Consider the following 17,059-nt stretch of genomic DNA (forward strand, 5'->3'; position numbering starts at 1 on the left):
TTATAGCAGTCCTAATAAATAATGTATTTAAGACAGTTCAGCAGAATTTCACACTCTGATGGGCTGGAGTCAAGCGGATATGCCCCCCCCCGCAGGGGACTTACTTAATTCGCTTAAGATGCATTATTTACTCGGACTGCTATAGATGCAAGCATTTTTGTAGACTTTCGGATGCACCACAGGCATGTTGGAAGAATATAACAGGTTGCTGTGACCCAGGCGGTCTGGTCTGCGAAACAGATGGCTGTAAAGCCAAAAGTTCCTACAAATCCAAGACAGACAACTGTTCTGGCAATCATTTCTGTTACGCCGGAGAAAACGGCTCTGCCTGAATATCCAAGTCCCTGGGTTACCATACGGGCAACATTGAGAATACCAAGACTCCAGTAGAAAAATCCCATACATCTGAGGTATTTGGCAGAGGCATCCAAAACTGCCACCGCACTCTTTCCAACAAACAGCATAGAAAGTGTACGCCCTGCAAAAATCAGTAAAATTCCCGCCGCAATACCATATCCTACTCCCACTGTAATACCACAGCGCAATCCTTTCTTAATCCTGTCAGACTGTCCTGCTCCAAGATTCTGACTGCAGAATACAGATGCAGATGTTGCGATAGCATCAAATGGACACATGGTAAACTGCTTGATCTTCATTGCTGCCGTAAATGCGGATACATAAGTACTTCCAAGCCCGTTATTAGCAGACTGCATAACCATACTTCCGATAGCTGTGATGGAGAACTGAAGTCCCGTAGGCATTCCCATTGCCAGAAGTTCCTTTACTGCATCCCCCTTTATTGCCCTGTTTTCTTTCTTAAGCCACAGGAGTTTCATCTTGCAGATGATAAAAATAAGGCACAAGATTCCACTGATCGCCTGTGCGGAAATTGTTGCAATGGCAGCTCCGGCACATCCAAGTTTCAGCACTACAATACAGAATAAATCCAGAAAAATGTTCAGAACAGCAGATAACGCCAGAAATATAAACGGTGTCCTGCTGTCTCCCACTGACCTCAAAATACTGGACAGATAGTTATATAAAATCGTAAAGGGAATCCCCAGGAAAATGATCAGCAGATAACTATATGCATTGTCATAAATGTCCTCCGGTACTGATAGAATATGTAATATCTGAGGACATAAAACGCTGCATAATACTGTAAGAATCACTGCAATTCCTGCACATAACCCAGCTCCATTAAAGATATAATCCCGCATTTTCTCTATCTTTTCCGCGCCAAAATATTTAGCTACAGGAACGCCAAAACCTGTACAGCTTCCCATACAGAATCCAAGTACCAGAAACTGTATACTGCTGCTGGCTCCTACACTTGCCAGTGCTTTTGCCCCAAGGATCTGGCCTACAATCGCAGCGTCAATAATATTATAGGTCTGTTGCAGCAGGTTTCCTAATAATAAAGGAAACGCAAACTGTAACATCAGTTTCAGTGGATTACCCTTTATCATAGATGTGGTCATTTCTATTTACTCCCATCCTCTATATTTCTATAACGTTTTCATAAGTTAAACAGATATTCGAAAAAATCTGAGATTCCGATTTCTGAAATTTCTGATTTATTTCCAGATGGATTTCATTTCACAAATTTTCACCTGCGCATCTTTTTCACTGTTCAGGCAGAACATCCCCTGTCTGTTACTATTGTAGAACAGTCTGGTTCCAACATCTTCTCCATCATTTAAATATACCTCAATTGTTCTTCCGTCTACAAAAATTTCTGCATTTCTGCATTTCTCCACAGAAGAAACAAACTGTACCTTATCACTCTTCACACCGGCCATTTTAAAGAATACTTTTCCCCCTTCTGCAGTCAGACTGATGGATTTATCCCCATCCTGACCAAGAAGAATGTTGAAATCTCCTGTTTCTCCAAATGATACAGATGCATAATATCTGTTATCTGCAATGGAGCCGACTTTGATTTCACTGCCTGTGTCTTCATATACTGTATCACCCAGAAGAGTATAAACTTCCTCTACAGGTTTTGTATATACATGTTCATTCTTCACATGGAGTTCTCTTGGCAGCGTCATGCTTCCATAAGCTCCCGGCTCTGTAGCAATATGCTCTCCATAGAAATCACTGATCCAACCGATCAGGATCCTGCGATCTTCATGCTGAAAGCTCTGCGCTGCATAGCAGTTGCTTCCAAAATCCACCCACTGCTGCGTATGGACATCCATTGCATCACCACTCCAGTCTCCCACGTAATATCTGCACTGCTGGAATCTTCCATATTCATCATAATGACTCATCCATGCTCCCATAGCTACATATTTATCATCCAGTGGGAAAAAGTCCGGACACTCAATGGTTCTAATCTTTGTTTTCTCTGTAATCAGAGGACATCTGTATTTCCAGTTCTCTGCATCTTCAGATTCATACAGAAGAAATGTTCCTTTTTCATCTACGCATGCACCTAATACAATATAATACTTCTCACCGATCTTAATTACTTTCGGGTCGCGGAAATCATAGTTAGTACCTTCCGGTTTCTCCCTGATAATCTCTTTTTCCGGCTCAAAATGAATCATATCACTACTCTTTGTCATTGTCTGATACTGAATAGTATCCCATCCGTCATCCTGAGGTCCGATATGTCTTGTGAGATAGAAGTACACCTCATCTCCCATCGGAAGTGCACTTCCGGAGAAAGCACCACCTTTAATCGCAAGATTATCCAGGATTTCTTCCTGAGGCTCTAACACAACCGGAAGATGTATCCAATGCACCAGATCCCTGCTTGCTGCATGTCCCCAGTACATATTATTCCACTCCTGTTTAAAAGGATTCAGCTGGTAGAAAAGGTGATAATAACCCTTAAACCAGCAAAGTCCGTTCGGATCATTGTTCCAGTTCACAACCGGCGAAAAATGAAACTGCTCTCTGTACGGAGTGTCAATGAATTTAAAAAATTCTTCTTTATTCATTGCTTTAAAATTGTCTGTGGTATTCAGTACGCAAATTCCATTCTTCAGGATATTTTCACATTCGCTTAAATAAGCAAAGGTAATGGTGCAGTCCTGTGCAGTAATCTCGTATTCTGTATCTTTATCTGTCTGGAACTTGATCCAGTTCCCATAGATATGCTGCAGTTCTTTTATTTCTGTTTTGTTTTCTTTTATCTTCTTCAGGCTCACACTACCTTTTTTTCCGGCTTCTGGTTTTACAAATAATTCCAGACATTCATAGTTTCCTGTATACATATGTAAAAATCCCCTTTCTGAATTTTGTCTCTGATTCACTATATATCAAAGTATCGTACTGACCTTCTGCCGACATAATCTTACTATATCATAACAAAATCACGGGGAGTTTCAATAAAATATTTTGACATTTTTTTATACTATTTTATCCTGTATGACCACATATAAAAAGGATGCCGGGAGCAAATCCGACATCCTTTTTACTGTTAGCTTATGTTTATTTACAGCAATCCTCATAAACAATACATTTGAGAGGATTGCTATAGAAATGATGCAATTTATTTGTTATCCTGCTACTATTATTCGCCTCTGTGTTTACCCTGAGACAGATCTTCCACTACTTTTGCATAGTATTTATCTACATTGAAGAATGCCATGCAGATTACACAGATTACACATGTGATCACCGGTACCCATGCGAATGCGATTGAAATAGAGGACAGTGCAGACGCGCTCTGAACCTTAAGCTGTGCGTCAAATCCACCTGCTGCAAGGATCCAGCCAAGTGCTGCTGTTCCCACACCGGAACCAACTTTCATACAGAAGGAAGAAGCTGCATTTCCCATACCTGCTGTGCCGTATCCATTATACCATTCACCATATGTGATCGCATCCTGAAGGCATCCAAACATAGTTGCTCCGCCGCATCCGAATCCAATACCTTTGATAACGGAAGAAAGGCAGATCAGAGAGTAGGAAGTTGTCAGTCCTGACAGTACGAAACCTACAGTTGCAACTGCCATTCCCCCCATAAACAGGTAACGTTTACTGATCTTCTTCATCAGGAATGGTGTGATGAACAGAGTTACGATCTGTGCAATTGACAGAAGGTTGGATACCATTGCATAGTATCCGTCATTTCCCATATTGTACATTGTGAAGTATACTGCTGAACCAAAGAAGCAGGACATCATAAAGTACATAGCGAACAGACTTACTACCATTAACAGCCAGTATTTATTTTTGAAAAGACCTTCCAGACCTTTTATAAAGGAAACCTGATTTTGGCCGCCTTCTGCGCTTTCTTCATGTACACGTTCCTGGCATACAAAGAACATGAACATATTCAGTACGATAAATACGATCATCAGTACTACAAAAGTCATTGTCCAGCCCTTCTGAGTGTAAGCATCTCCGCCACCGAAGAAGCCTGTCATTTTCAGAACAACTGTGTTGATTGTCATAGTTCCGGCTGTAGCCAGAAGGTTACGGAAGTTTCCGAGAAGTCCTCTTTCATACTGGTTCATTGTCATCAGTCCCTGCATAGTTGCATATGGAACGTTAATACCTGTATAGAAGATTGTGGAAACAAGGTTATATGTAAGGAACATATATGCGATCTGCACTTTTCCTGCAAATGCAGACGGTACGCTGAACATTAAAACTGTACATACTGCCAGCGGAATACATAATCTTGCGATCCATGGGCGGGCTTTTCCCCATTTACTGTGTGTATGGTCTACGATGTAACCCATTGCAAGGTCAGAAATTCCATCCAGGAATTTGGAAATTGCAATGATAGATGCTGCTGCCGCTGCACTTGCACCAATTACGTTTGTGTAATATACCAGCAGGAATGCACTGATTGCAGAGTACACCAGGTTTCCTGCATAGTCGCCGATACCATAAGCAAATCTCTCAAGGAAAGACAGCTTAGCATCCGGATTCATGTTTACGTTCTTCATAATCTTTTCTCCCTGTATGCTGTTGTAATTTTTTCATTCTCATCACAACAGGTGCTCTTTACTTTTCAATAAATCTGTTCTTATTTCTCAATCGGAAACCATCCGAAGTCCACACATCTGCCGAAATCCCAGCTGTCCCAGCCTACCCAGCCAGGTGTGTTTACTGTATCTGTAAGAAGCTTGTAACTCCAGTAGAAATATCCGCTTCCTGCGTTCCATGCGTCAAGCTGTGCCTCAGCAACTGCGTTGTAGATTTTCTTCTTTTTCTCAGCACTTACTGTTTCCTGTGCCATGCCTTCTACACCGTTGAGAACTGTCTGTCCGCCCTTTGTATCGCATCCAACTGCAAGAGAGTTAAACAGGCACCACTCGCCGCAGATTACCGGGAAGTATTCCTGCATTTCTGCGATGTCTTTTTTCAGCTCTTTTACATATTTCACATACTCTTCTACAGTCTGCTCACAGCCCTTCATTTCTGCAACCATCAGATACTGGTGAGTATCCAGAACTACGTTCTTGTACTTATCTTCACGCATAAAATCTTTCCATGCTTTTAAACAGAATGCATCATGGAATACCACATATTTGTCTTCCGGCATATGTCTGCGAATTCTTTCGTATGCTTCCAGATAAAAACCACGGATGAATTCCATTGTATTTGGTTTTGTTCCTTTGGCTTTCTCAGGATCAACTGCAGGATAGCGCTCTGTAACCTTCATGGATTCCCACATATCTTCCAGTATTGGCTCGTTCAGGATTTCAATTCCCCACAATCCTTTTCTTGTTCCGTATCTCTCTGCCAGTCTTTCCAGTACTGTAAGTTCGAATTCCACTTCGTCCGGCTCCTGTGACCACTTGCATACACCGCTGATTCCACCATTGTCAAATCCATTCTGGCTGTCCGGTGCTGTATGAAGATCGATCAGAATCTGCAGACCGTATTTCTCAGCCCAGTTAAATGCTTTGTCCAATTCTTCAATACATCCAATGAATGGTTCTCTGTCACCGAAAATGAAATATGGAACCGGGATTCTTACTGCATCCATTCCCATGGATTTAATTCTTGTGAAGTCTCTTTCTGTAATGTACTCAGAACGATGGATCTTGATTCTTGCTTCGTAGACTTCTTTGGAGAGCTGTGTGGGCAGATAGTATTCATCTTCTGCTGTTGTGCCCTCAAACAAAGACGGACTCATCCATTTTTCAAGTACCAGCCAGTTTCCAAGATTGACTCCTTTTACTTTCATGTTTTCCTCCCTGATATTGGTATAAATTTTACATATCCGGAAACGTCTTTCCGATATCAATTTACTTTCGCGCGCTCTTTATTTTTCAATCATTATTTTATCTGTGAAAATGCGAATTTTATATTATAATTCTCAGTTTTTTATCACTTTTCACGGCAAATATGTTATGATATAAATACTTATATATGTTCCCTTTTATATCGCTTTCGTTAATAACAGGAGGAATCCGCCATGAATTTTAATATAGATTATCTCATGCAGCATATTTCCTATGAATTACATACAATTATAAAAAACTGGACAGACACTTTATCTTCACAGACAAAGCCGGAAGTTGTCTGTGCACGTAAAGATATAAGCGATGAATATCTGCCATTTTCTGTTTTTACGGATTCTATTTTAAATGCAGAAGATACTTTCAATCTTGCCAACAATCCTCTTATCTTCTCTGCCGGAACTGCTGACCAGCAGATTTTTTACGCATACATTGCTGCAGGAAAGAAATATCTGCTCATTGGACCTGTAGTGTTTTCGTCCTTTATACAGACGAATTTACATATAAACCTGCCTTTCCTGGCACAGAAAGATCTTACTCCTGTCTTCTGCTACAATTTTTATTATTTCTGCTCCAATGTGCTTCTGGCCCATAATCTGTTCAGTGAATCTCCTCTTATCCGGGATGATCTCATTTCTTCTAATTGCGTGAAAAAGGCAGAAGACTATGATATTATGTGTAATTATTCTGCACTTGTTTTCGAGCGCCAGGAAATGGACGAGCCGCATAATCCCTATGACCAGGAAATCCGCGAATCCTTAAGTATTGAGAACGGAGATATGGAAATGTACCGCAAAAGTATCAGCGAAGATTATATAGGAAAACTTGGAACTCTTTCCAAAGACGCATTGAGAAATAGCAAGAATCTGTCAATTGTTCTCATGACTCTTGCCAGCCGCGCTGCGATCCGCGGCGGTCTGCTGCCGGAAATAGCTTTCTCTATGAGCGATATTTTTATACAGAAAATAGAAGAAATGACGGATCCTGTAGTAACCGTGAATCTGGCCCGCCAGTTTCAGATGGAGTATATCAAAGCAGTTGCCGAAATCCGTCAGCAAAAAAAAGTTTCTTCTGATATTGCCTCCAAAAATATCTGGGTGGAACAGTCCAAAGATTACATTTTTAAACATTTACACGAAAAAATCCGCATCCAGAATATTGCAGAGTATCTGCATCTGAATGCGAATTATCTTTCTGAACTATTCAGGCAATGTGAAAACATTACTCTTACGGACTTCATTTTACAGGAAAAGGTAAAGCTTACCAGGAATCTTCTGGCTTATTCCCCCTATTCTTATATTGAAATCGCCACTTATCTGGGATTTTCCTCTCAGAGTCATCTGGGAAAAGTGTTTAAAAAATATACAGGAATGACTCTGCGGCAGTATCGGGAAAAATACGGGCAGAACTTTAATAAATGAATGCTTTTCGCTGTTATGCCATTCCATTCACTGTTTTATACTTATACAGCATCTCCGCATGATTCTGCTCCTCAATCTGTATATCAGCCAACAGCTTGCGTACACCACTATCGCCAAAGGCAAATACATCATCATTGTATGTTCCTGACACCAGCTTCTCTGTACCAATACAGTCTGTTGCAAGAAACGCATCGTGTTGTTTATCTTCCGGTGAACTCATGGCTGTATAGACTGCTTTTGGCTGATAGTCTTTGCCTGATCTGTCATTACAGTTACATTCAGGCACACTACCTGAAAGAATCATTGACAAAGACTCATAATGCTTCTGTTCTTCCTGCTGGATATTCCGGAAAAGATTTTTAAGCTCCGGGTCCCTGGCCTGTTCTGCGTATTTTCCATACTTTTCCACACAGCTTTTCTCTTGTGTCTGAAGATCTTCGATTACTGAACGTTCCTTTTCTTTTAAAATCATAGTCTGTTGTCTCCTTTTTTAAGAAATACTGTATTTTGTTACATGAAAATAGTATGGATGAAAAATGCTTTTTTATTCGCAATCCGCTTCGCTACTTGCTCATAACCGAAATACTATAACATCAGGATAGCTTTTTATTTACTTTGTGATATACTTATATCTGAAATTTTTATAGCAGACTGCTATAGATTATGTGAGGGAATTTGCAATGAAACGTATCGATTTTGAAAAAGGAACTGTAACCGGTAATATTCTGAATGCCGCCATTCCCATGCTGGTGGCTCAGATATTGAATCTTTTATACAATATTGTAGACCGTATCTATATTGCCAGAATCCAGGATGTGGGTACAACAGCACTGGGTGCTGTGGGCTTATGCTTTCCGATCATCATGATCATCACAGCTTTCAGCAATCTCTTTGGCTCGGGAGGTTCCCCGATTTTCTCCATCAACCGTGGGAAAGGAGATTCCAGAACTGCTGATATGATCATGAATACCGCATTCACAATGTTATGCGGAAGTGCTGCTGTGCTGATGCTGGTCGGATTTCTTTTTGCCAGACCCTTACTAACTCTGTTTGGTGCTTCGGATGATGCTCTGGTTTATGCGTATCCATATCTGATGATCTACCTTCTGGGTACTCTTCCTTCCATGATTGCAACAGGAATGAACCCATTTATTAATGCACAGGGCTATGCCATTATCGGTATGCTGTCAGTGGCAGTCGGTGCAGTGGCAAATATTATTCTTGATCCGGTTTTTATTTTTGTTCTGGATATGGGGATTAAGGGTGCAGCCATTGCTACTGTGATCTCTCAGATTCTCTCCGCCTTGCTTGTATTTTATTTTCTTCATGGGAAATCAGAATTAAAGGTAAGATGGCTTCATATAAATGAGATTTCTGAGTGCACCAGACATGCCAGGGATATCATCAGCCTGGGGTCTGCCGGATTTATCATGCAGCTAACCAACAGTCTGGTAAGTATCTGCTGCAATAATGTTCTCTCAGTGACAGGCGGTGATATTTATATTTCTGTCATGACTATTATATCCAGTGTTCGCCAGATGGTGGAGACGCCTATCCATGCGATCAATGAGGGAACCTCTCCTGTCCTCAGCTATAATTACGGAGCCAGACGACCTGACAGGGTAAAAAAGGCAAGTGTAGTTCTGATCATTATGGTTCTGGTTTATACGGGAATTGTGTGGAGCCTTATTCTTATTGCGCCTGAATTTCTCATTGGAATCTTCAGCTCTGACAAACTGCTATTGAAGGACGCAGTTCCTGCACTGAAACTTTACTTTGCAGCCTTTATTTTTATGGATCTGCAGTATATTGGTCAGACAGTATTTAAATCATTAAATAAAAAAAAGCAGGCGATTTTTTTCTCCCTGCTTCGTAAAGTATTTATTGTGGTTCCACTGACCTATTTCCTGCCCTATGGATTACACATGGGCACAGATGGCGTGTTTATGGCTGAACCGGTATCTAATGTGATCGGTGGCTCCTTATGCTTTATCACTATGCTGATTACGATACTGCCTGAACTGAAAAGAATGGAAACGTCTAAATAGTACTTATTGTTGATCTTAAGCAAAAAATCCTCGATTTTCTCATCATTTTCACATGACAAAATCGAGGATTTCTTTTTCCTATAGCACTTCCAGAAATTAATGCAATTCTCATACGTTCCCCAAAATAATATTAATCAGGTTTTTATCCAACATGATTGTGCGATTCCATGGATTGAGGATGATTCCTTCAATCTCATTTACTTGTAATGCAGAATTGAAAAACTGGCTGATATCTGTCAGGAATGTAGACTGTACACTTCCGCCACCTTTCAGTTCTTCTTCAAAGCTGGTAAAAGCTGCCCACCATACTTTATTATCACCAGTTTTTACTGTACCAATTCTAAGCTGATTATCTCCTGTTGGTGGTTCTACCGCAAGAATAAACTGACCGTCTTCTTTCATTCGTCTGCGTATTACCGTCAAAGCATGAGCCAGTAATTCCTGTGTTGCCTCCTGCTGCAAAGCCTCAATCGCCTGCTCTATTTTCTCATTTCCCTGAAGGCCTTTGTCTTGATTTGTATTTTTATCCATAATGGTACACCTTTCATGTTTATTTATAGCAACGATAAATAGCTTTATATTTCTTTAATGTATTCCTGTCACTGCTATTTCCCAAGTATATCACATAATCTGTATTTTCATGAACAAATTTATTCGTTTCTTCATCATAATAATCCAGAGCACTTATTTTACATGACAGTGTAACTTTCTGTGTTTCTCCTGGTTTCAGGAATATTTTCTGAAATGCCTGTAATGTATATTCCGGTCTTTCTACTACAGAGTTCAGAGTTCCTATATACATCTGTATCACTTCTGCCCCTTCTCTTTTTCCAATATTAGTAACCGTAATCTCTCCATAAAAATTCTCTGAATCAGCCCATCCCCGTCCGTTTTGAAGCTCAAATTCTGTATATGACAGACCACAGCCAAATGGATAAGTCGGTGTCCTGTGCATTTTATTTAACAACGTATATCCATGGTAATAATCATACCATATTTCATCTGTATCCCAGTTCATTTCCGGCAAGTCTGATTCCTTTTCAGGTATTGTAAATGGCAACTTTCCACTCGGATTATTTTTTCCGAAAATCGTCTCTGCAAGAGCTGTTCCGCCCTCCATTCCCGGATAATACAGCAGTAAAATCGCACCTGTCTTTTCTTTCCATGAATCGACCATAATTGTACTTCCACCTACCAGTATTACGATCGCATCCTGACGCAGTTCACTGATACTCTCTATGATAGAAAGTTCCTTTTGTTTCAGCCCGATAGTCTCTGTTCGGTCACCTCCGGCTCTGTCTGTTGAAACATCATCTGCTTCTTTTGCAATGCATTCTCCTTCATCCATATAGTCATTTCCGGCCACGATCAGAACTGCGTCCGCCTCCTTTGCCAGCCTTTTACAATGATTCAGACTTTCTCCTCCGTAATAGACGATTTCCGCATTTGCACCATATTGTGTAAGTCCCTGCAACAAAGTAATAATATACGGCGCGTATACCTGGCTGGAACCTCTGTCACCTATATTTTCACAATCTGCCAGATATCCAAGGACTACTATTTTCTTTCGTTTATCTGTACAGTCAATTGGTAAAACATGATCCTTGTTTCTTAAAAGTGTGATTCCTTCCCGCGCACACTGTAAGGCAAGTTCCTGGTGTTTTTTATAATCTGTTTTCCCATGATTCCTGTCAATTTCAGACTGATGTGCTAGCAATGTGCGCAGGATTCTAAGGGAAGACCGGTTAATCGTATCTTCACTTACTTTCCCGGCTTTTACCGCTTTCAGCAAATTTTGTCCATAATAATGAGTAATTGGCATTTCCATATCCAGACCACCATTAACAGATGCTACAGTGTCCTTGATTCCCCATACAAAATCACTGAGAACAAACCCGTCAAAGTCCCACTTATCTTTCAAAACATGATTTAACAGGTAATCTTGCTGACCACATAGCTCTCCCTGGTAACTGTTATAAGCACTCATAAAAGCTCCCGCACCAGCTTCCACACAACGTCTGAAATGTGGCAGAAAAACTTCCTGTTCAGTTCTTTTACTACACTTTACAGATACCTTAAATCTCGAATTTTCCATGGAGTTAAAAGCAAAATGTTTCACACAGACAATCACACCTTTTTTCTGTACTCCTTTTATCAGTGCAGCCCCCATTTCACCAAGAAGGAAGGTATCCTCCCCGTATACTTCCTGCGCTCTTCCCCAGCCTGGATGATACGGCAGATTTACACATACACCTCCAAAAAGATTTGCTCCTGCTTCTATCGCTTCTTCAGCGATTGCCTCTCCAACCTGTTCTTCCAGTTTCGTATTAAAAGTTGCGCCTCTCATAGCAGCTACCGGAAAACAGGTCGATTTTTCTCTGCCACAGACAACTCCTCTTGTTCCATCTGCAAAATACATAGGCGGAATTCCTTTTTCTTTTATTCCACCTGCACGATAAGGGATTTCATTATAATGCATTTTTATTTTTTTCTGAATCGCTCCTCTTACCTCTTCTCTGGTCTGAGAACCACTCATCAGGGAAATTTTTTCTTCCAGAGTCAGCCCTCTTAAAAGTTCTTCTGCCTTTTTTGTGTAAGATAAACGATAATCCTTCCAATCAGATATCATATTTATTCACAATCATCCTTTCCTGCTTATCTTTCCATGTTTATACTTTTTGTTGTTCACCACCAACGTATAGCACGTTGTCGGGAGCAGAATAAACAGTAATATCTTCATTATTTCCCAAGGATTGCCTTTAAAAGTTTCTTCACCTCTGTAGTTTCATAATCTAGATAGCCTTTAAGCGCCTGATCATAGTGATCGACCTGCCCTTTTTGCCGAAATACATTAGGTGTCACTCCTGTTTCCTCTCTGAACACCCGATAAAATGTTTTTTCTGAACCAAATCCGCAGGCATCCAGAATATAATTCATGTTTTTATTTGTATTTTTCAGTAAATTCTTTGCCTTTTCCACCCGGAGATTTTCAATCATTTCTTTTCCCGTCGAGCCCAACGTCATCTTCAGATTTCGGTCCAGAGATTTGCGGCTAAGGCCAAACTTTTTGCAGGTTAGTTCTGTAATATTTTCTTCCTCCAGATGCTGTTCCAGAAATTCTATAATAGCTACTGTAAGTTCCTGATCATTTCGTGTTGCCAGGTCACCAAACCGCACATCATATACAACATAATCAAATAAATCCGCGATCAATGTACATACCTGTGCCCGGACTCTAAGCTGTTTATGTTTATTTTCACTCATAGATTCATATACAAGTTCTGCCATTTTCTTAAAGAAATATGCAAAACCACACTCCGGTATTTCATCATTTGTGCTATCCAGATAGAATCTGGTTTCTATGTTTTCCTGTTCTTCCAGTGCAAATAATTCCCGGCTCATCTGCACAAACATACACAAATTTGGTTCATTCTCACATTCTCTGATTGAATGGATCACATTCGGATTGATCAGAAAAATATCCCCACACTTTAAATTTATTTCTTCTGATCCTGCTTTGAGAACAATACTTCCTTTTAAAACCCCGACCAGTTCATATTCATTATGCCAATGGAATGTACTGCCCTGAATAGAAACAACAAATACATTTACCGGAATGGTCTGATTATTGCTGATCGACTCATAAATTGAAAATGCCATGTCTTTATTTTACCCCACTTACCTTCATCCTTTTATTCTGAACCATCTTTTTATCTTAATTATTATCCTTATTATAGCTGACATTCTCCGACTTTGTACAGTAAAAGAGAGTTACTGCTCACTCTATACACAGTAACGCAAAAGAACAGCAAAAAACTCCCGGTTATGGGAGTTTTTTGACTTCTTATTTAATTTTCTTTTGCTCTTCTTTCTTCCAGTCCTTTTGCAATCTGCGGATAGATTTTATCAAGGTTACAGAAGAATAATGCCACAATTCCTACTACAATCAGGATTGCCGGAATCATGGTAAATACCGTCTTGATTCCAGAAACAGTAGCTACTGTCTGAGCAGCCAGTTTTCCGTCATATGCAGCCCATGCAAGTCCCCATCCTACGATTGCGGAACCAATACCTGCACCTACTTTCATACCGAAGGACGTAACTGAGTTTGTCATTCCATCCAGACGTACACCTGTTTTCCACTCACCGTAGTCAATAACATCTGCTACCATCGCAAACAATCCTGCGTTATGAGGAATACCACCGATTCCAAGGCACACCAGGCCTACTACTGCTGTTGTAAATGATGTCTCGGTGAATGCCATAATCAGTACACCTGCAAGTTCAATGCAGTATCCAACCATCATGCTTTTCCATTTTCCAAGCATTCTGTTGATATATGGATAAACCAGGTTTCCGATCAGTTTTGGGAGAATAAAGCATAAAGTAAGAGTTCCCATAAGTCCGGCATTTCCAAGTACGTCTCTCGCATAATAAATACGAAGTCCGTTATTTACGCCAAGAATTGTATAATTTACAACAAATACAACCGTTAGAAGCCAGAAATATTTATTCTTAAAAAGTAACTTGAAGGATTCCCCGACACTTACTTTTTCTTTTGCTTCTGAAGCGGTATTTTTCTCCAGATTTGTACGCTCCTGTGTACCTGCAAATGTAATCAAAAGCAAAATAATTGCGATGGCTCCAAAGATAACAGCCATTCCTGTCCAGCCAAATTTTGCAACGAAATTGTTGCAGTTATAATTAATGAAAAGTACCACTGACATCGTTACAAAGAAACGAATGGAACTCATGGTTACACGATCTTTGGGATTTGGTGCCTCAAGTGAAAGTAACGTATTATATGCCAGATTACATGCTGTGTAAACAACTACTGCCATCAATATGTATGTAATAACTGCATACGTTAATTTACCTCCATCACTCAGCCCTTTCGGTATGCTGAACATGAGCACAAGTCCAATGCCCATAGGAAATGCTGTCCATAAGATCCACGGTCTTGCTTTTCCCCATCTTGTGTGTGTGCGGTCAATAATACTTCCCATAATAAGGTCTGAAATTCCGTCCAGCAGTCGGGTAAGAAGCATCATTGTTCCGATTGTCGCTGCTGCAAGTCCTACACTGTCTGTATAATACAGTGTCAGGTAAGAACCAATCGTTGTCCATACCAGGTTGCATCCGCCATCTCCTACAGCAAATGCGATGATTTCTTTCCATGTAGGTCGTTTGTTTTTCATTTTCTTCCTCCTTGTCTGATTTTGTTTTTTATTGTTCTCTATTTTTTCTACATTTCATCCATTCACAGATTTTATTAATTCTTAAGATTCAATGTTATAAGAGAAAGTGAACCTTGTCCTCTGTATACCAAATATAAAACCCTGTCATGTTCAAATGAAACATTTGTTTCTGCTGCCTTCCACCATGTAGATGGAGCCAGTTTTATGATACCTTTCGATTCTTTTCCAAGTTCCGTATATATCTCCAGTTCTCCATCTGTATCCGTCTGATATATCACTTCAATTTTCTTTGTTTCTTTCAGATTGATGTATTTATATCCGATCCTGTTTCTGTCTTTTATATTTGTGATAAAACGCTCTCCGGCTTCGCAGGTCATATATGGAAAATCAATTTCTTTATTGGTTCTTCCCAATGAAGATAACGCCCCCATATGTCCATTTGTCAGATTACAGCAATAGACTGCCGGATAAGATGCATTTCCCGATAAAGGTTCAGGATTCATTCCGCTGGTCGTAATCGTAACCTGAGGAATTTTTCCATTTTTATCAAAGAAAATACGCTCTGCGCAACCCTGGCGATTATATTGATTTAAATAAGTATGTCTGTGATAAAAAATGTACCACTGTCCATTGACTTCTACGAGACCGCCATGATTATTGCCTACTGACATCAGTTTTTCTTCTTCTTTTCGTCCACAGTATCCCACATCACCATTGCTTATGATCACTCCACCAAAAGTGAATCCTTCCATTGGTTTATCGCTGACTGCATAGCAAAGCTGATGCGTATTGACAGATGAATAAATCAGATAGTATTTTCCATTTATCTTACGAATGGAAGGTCCCTCGAAGTATTCGTTTCCTTCAAAAGATGTTCCTTTTCCATATTTCAGACTTGGAAGAATTACCACTGGTCCCTCTTTTACAGTCAGCATGTCATCTTCTAATTGAAGAACACTGCCACCTTGCAGATCCTGATCTTTATACCTTGGAATATTGATCATGCATGGTGCAAATCCAAAGTATAGGAAATTTCCCTCTCCTGAGCAGATGACAGATGGATCATACGTCTGGTTATCGGACATCACTCTTCCATCCTTATAATGGACTCTTCCGTAAAACTCATATTTTCCCGCCGGATCATCACTCACTGCCACATGAATGGCATCCTGAAATTTCACACAATAGTACAGATAATATCTTCCGTCTCGTCCTCTTACCACATCCGGAGCATACATAGGAAGAAAATCTGTATTATACGGATCCTGATCTTTGCGATAGATCACACCCTCATATCGCCAGTCTGATAAATCATCAGTTGGTGCTGACCATGCCACATAATCAAGTTCACAGAATTCATTTCCATTCTCAAGATCATGACTTCCAAACACATATAATCTGTCTTCAAATACATGTGGTTCGCCATCCGGGATGTGCTCATAAAGCGGAAGATACGGATTATGGCACTGTGTTTTCATACTCTTATCTCCTCCTGATAGTTTTTATACGTTTTATGAGATTTCAGTTCTCAGTTCTTTTTTACAATCTCATTCTATCCTGAAATCTTAAATCTGTTCTGTCATTTTTATCCTTTTTCACTGTCAAAAAAGGACAGTTTTATGTGCATATTGTAATTTATATACAATTTTTCAACTATATTTTTGTATATATTACACATTTTTAAGTTTCTATTTTCATTTTGATATTTATAGCAATTTAAACAAAAATTTTCCCTTTTGATCAAAATAAAAAAAGAGACAACCCTTTACTGGATTATCTCTAAAAGTCATTTTTTATTTTTTTCTCAGAATCTCATGTGGCGCTTCTATTTCATTTGCAAGTGTATGCTCTGTCAGTTCCGACAGCAGTTTCAATTTCTTATTGATCAGCGGACGCATGCAATTAGGGACATGTTCCTGGTGAGCTCTGTGAATTGCCACACATTCTTTGCAATTTCCATGATAGCGGCAGGCTTTCTGACAGGAACAATGGTCTTTATCCTTATATTCTTCACGAAATTCCGCTGCAAATTCTTCCTGAAGCCTCAGACCTTCTGTTCTATTTCCCTTGTGGAATTCTGCCATTGCATCTAGCTCTTTCTGATTTCCTTCTATCTTCATTCCGTAACGCTCCTTCCAGACTACACAATATTGATTACTTTCATTATCACAACGGTTA

At 39.9% G+C, this 17,059-nt stretch carries 13 protein-coding genes; 2 read left to right on the forward strand and 11 right to left on the reverse strand.

Annotated features, from left to right (window positions below; translation table 11 throughout):
• Nucleotides 1–113: 113 nt before the first annotated feature.
• The 4 genes from WKT11_RS18230 to WKT11_RS18245 form a co-directional block, all read right to left on the reverse strand.
• Entirely contained in the window at nucleotides 114–1,481 is a 1,368-nt protein-coding gene (locus WKT11_RS18230; protein ID WP_182439589.1) for an MATE family efflux transporter, read from the reverse strand.
• A gap of 96 nt (nucleotides 1,482–1,577) precedes the next feature.
• Nucleotides 1,578–3,227 (reverse strand): glycoside hydrolase family 32 protein, encoded by a 1,650-nt coding sequence (locus WKT11_RS18235; protein WP_118247483.1) that lies wholly within the window; start codon nucleotides 3,225–3,227, stop codon nucleotides 1,578–1,580.
• 299 nt (nucleotides 3,228–3,526) lie between these two features.
• Nucleotides 3,527–4,912: an MFS transporter gene (locus tag WKT11_RS18240; RefSeq protein WP_118411092.1), complete on the reverse strand. Its 1,386-nt coding sequence runs from the start codon at nucleotides 4,910–4,912 to the stop codon at nucleotides 3,527–3,529.
• A gap of 80 nt (nucleotides 4,913–4,992) precedes the next feature.
• Nucleotides 4,993–6,159, reverse strand: a complete 1,167-nt coding sequence (locus tag WKT11_RS18245) for a glycoside hydrolase family 5 protein (RefSeq protein WP_118247486.1) — start codon at nucleotides 6,157–6,159, stop codon at nucleotides 4,993–4,995.
• A gap of 231 nt (nucleotides 6,160–6,390) precedes the next feature.
• Between WKT11_RS18245 and WKT11_RS18250 the strand changes: the two genes are divergently transcribed.
• Nucleotides 6,391–7,635 carry an AraC family transcriptional regulator gene (locus WKT11_RS18250; protein WP_118516482.1) on the forward strand — a complete coding sequence of 415 codons (1,245 nt, stop codon included), beginning with the start codon at nucleotides 6,391–6,393 and terminating at the stop codon, nucleotides 7,633–7,635.
• Nucleotides 7,636–7,648: 13 nt separating this feature from the next.
• On the opposite strand, the gene WKT11_RS18255 is transcribed toward WKT11_RS18250, so the two are convergent.
• On the reverse strand, nucleotides 7,649–8,107 hold the full coding sequence (locus WKT11_RS18255) for a ferritin-like domain-containing protein (protein WP_019163044.1): 459 nt from the start codon (nucleotides 8,105–8,107) through the stop codon (nucleotides 7,649–7,651).
• 208 nt (nucleotides 8,108–8,315) lie between these two features.
• Between WKT11_RS18255 and WKT11_RS18260 the strand changes: the two genes are divergently transcribed.
• Complete coding sequence (locus WKT11_RS18260) at nucleotides 8,316–9,683, forward strand: MATE family efflux transporter (protein ID WP_340285465.1); 1,368 nt, start codon at nucleotides 8,316–8,318, stop codon at nucleotides 9,681–9,683.
• Between the two features lie 108 nt (nucleotides 9,684–9,791).
• Here WKT11_RS18260 and WKT11_RS18265 read toward each other — a convergent pair whose 3' ends face one another.
• The 6 genes from WKT11_RS18265 to WKT11_RS18290 all read right to left on the reverse strand — a co-directional run bounded on the left by WKT11_RS18265 (nucleotide 9,792) and on the right by WKT11_RS18290 (nucleotide 17,001).
• Nucleotides 9,792–10,214, reverse strand: a complete 423-nt coding sequence (locus WKT11_RS18265) for an SseB family protein (protein WP_117674917.1) — start codon at nucleotides 10,212–10,214, stop codon at nucleotides 9,792–9,794.
• A gap of 19 nt (nucleotides 10,215–10,233) precedes the next feature.
• Nucleotides 10,234–12,312, reverse strand: coding sequence for a beta-glucosidase (locus WKT11_RS18270; RefSeq protein ID WP_117674918.1), 2,079 nt, complete (start codon nucleotides 12,310–12,312; stop codon nucleotides 10,234–10,236).
• Between the two features lie 110 nt (nucleotides 12,313–12,422).
• The gene (locus WKT11_RS18275; RefSeq protein WP_117674919.1) at nucleotides 12,423–13,343 is read right to left on the reverse strand and encodes a helix-turn-helix domain-containing protein; all 921 of its coding nucleotides are present in this window, start codon (nucleotides 13,341–13,343) and stop codon (nucleotides 12,423–12,425) included.
• 188 nt (nucleotides 13,344–13,531) lie between these two features.
• Nucleotides 13,532–14,881, reverse strand: coding sequence for an MFS transporter (locus WKT11_RS18280; protein ID WP_117674920.1), 1,350 nt, complete (start codon nucleotides 14,879–14,881; stop codon nucleotides 13,532–13,534).
• A 74-nt stretch (nucleotides 14,882–14,955) separates the two neighbouring features.
• Nucleotides 14,956–16,359: a family 43 glycosylhydrolase gene (locus WKT11_RS18285; RefSeq protein ID WP_117674921.1), complete on the reverse strand. Its 1,404-nt coding sequence runs from the start codon at nucleotides 16,357–16,359 to the stop codon at nucleotides 14,956–14,958.
• Between the two features lie 315 nt (nucleotides 16,360–16,674).
• Nucleotides 16,675–17,001: an LPS biosynthesis protein gene (locus WKT11_RS18290; RefSeq protein ID WP_117674922.1), complete on the reverse strand. Its 327-nt coding sequence runs from the start codon at nucleotides 16,999–17,001 to the stop codon at nucleotides 16,675–16,677.
• Between the last annotated feature and the right edge of the window lie 58 nt (nucleotides 17,002–17,059).

Origin of the sequence: Blautia sp. HCN-1074 (assembly GCF_037890165.1) — a bacterium.
Classification (GTDB): Bacteria; Bacillota; Clostridia; order Lachnospirales; family Lachnospiraceae; genus Blautia_A.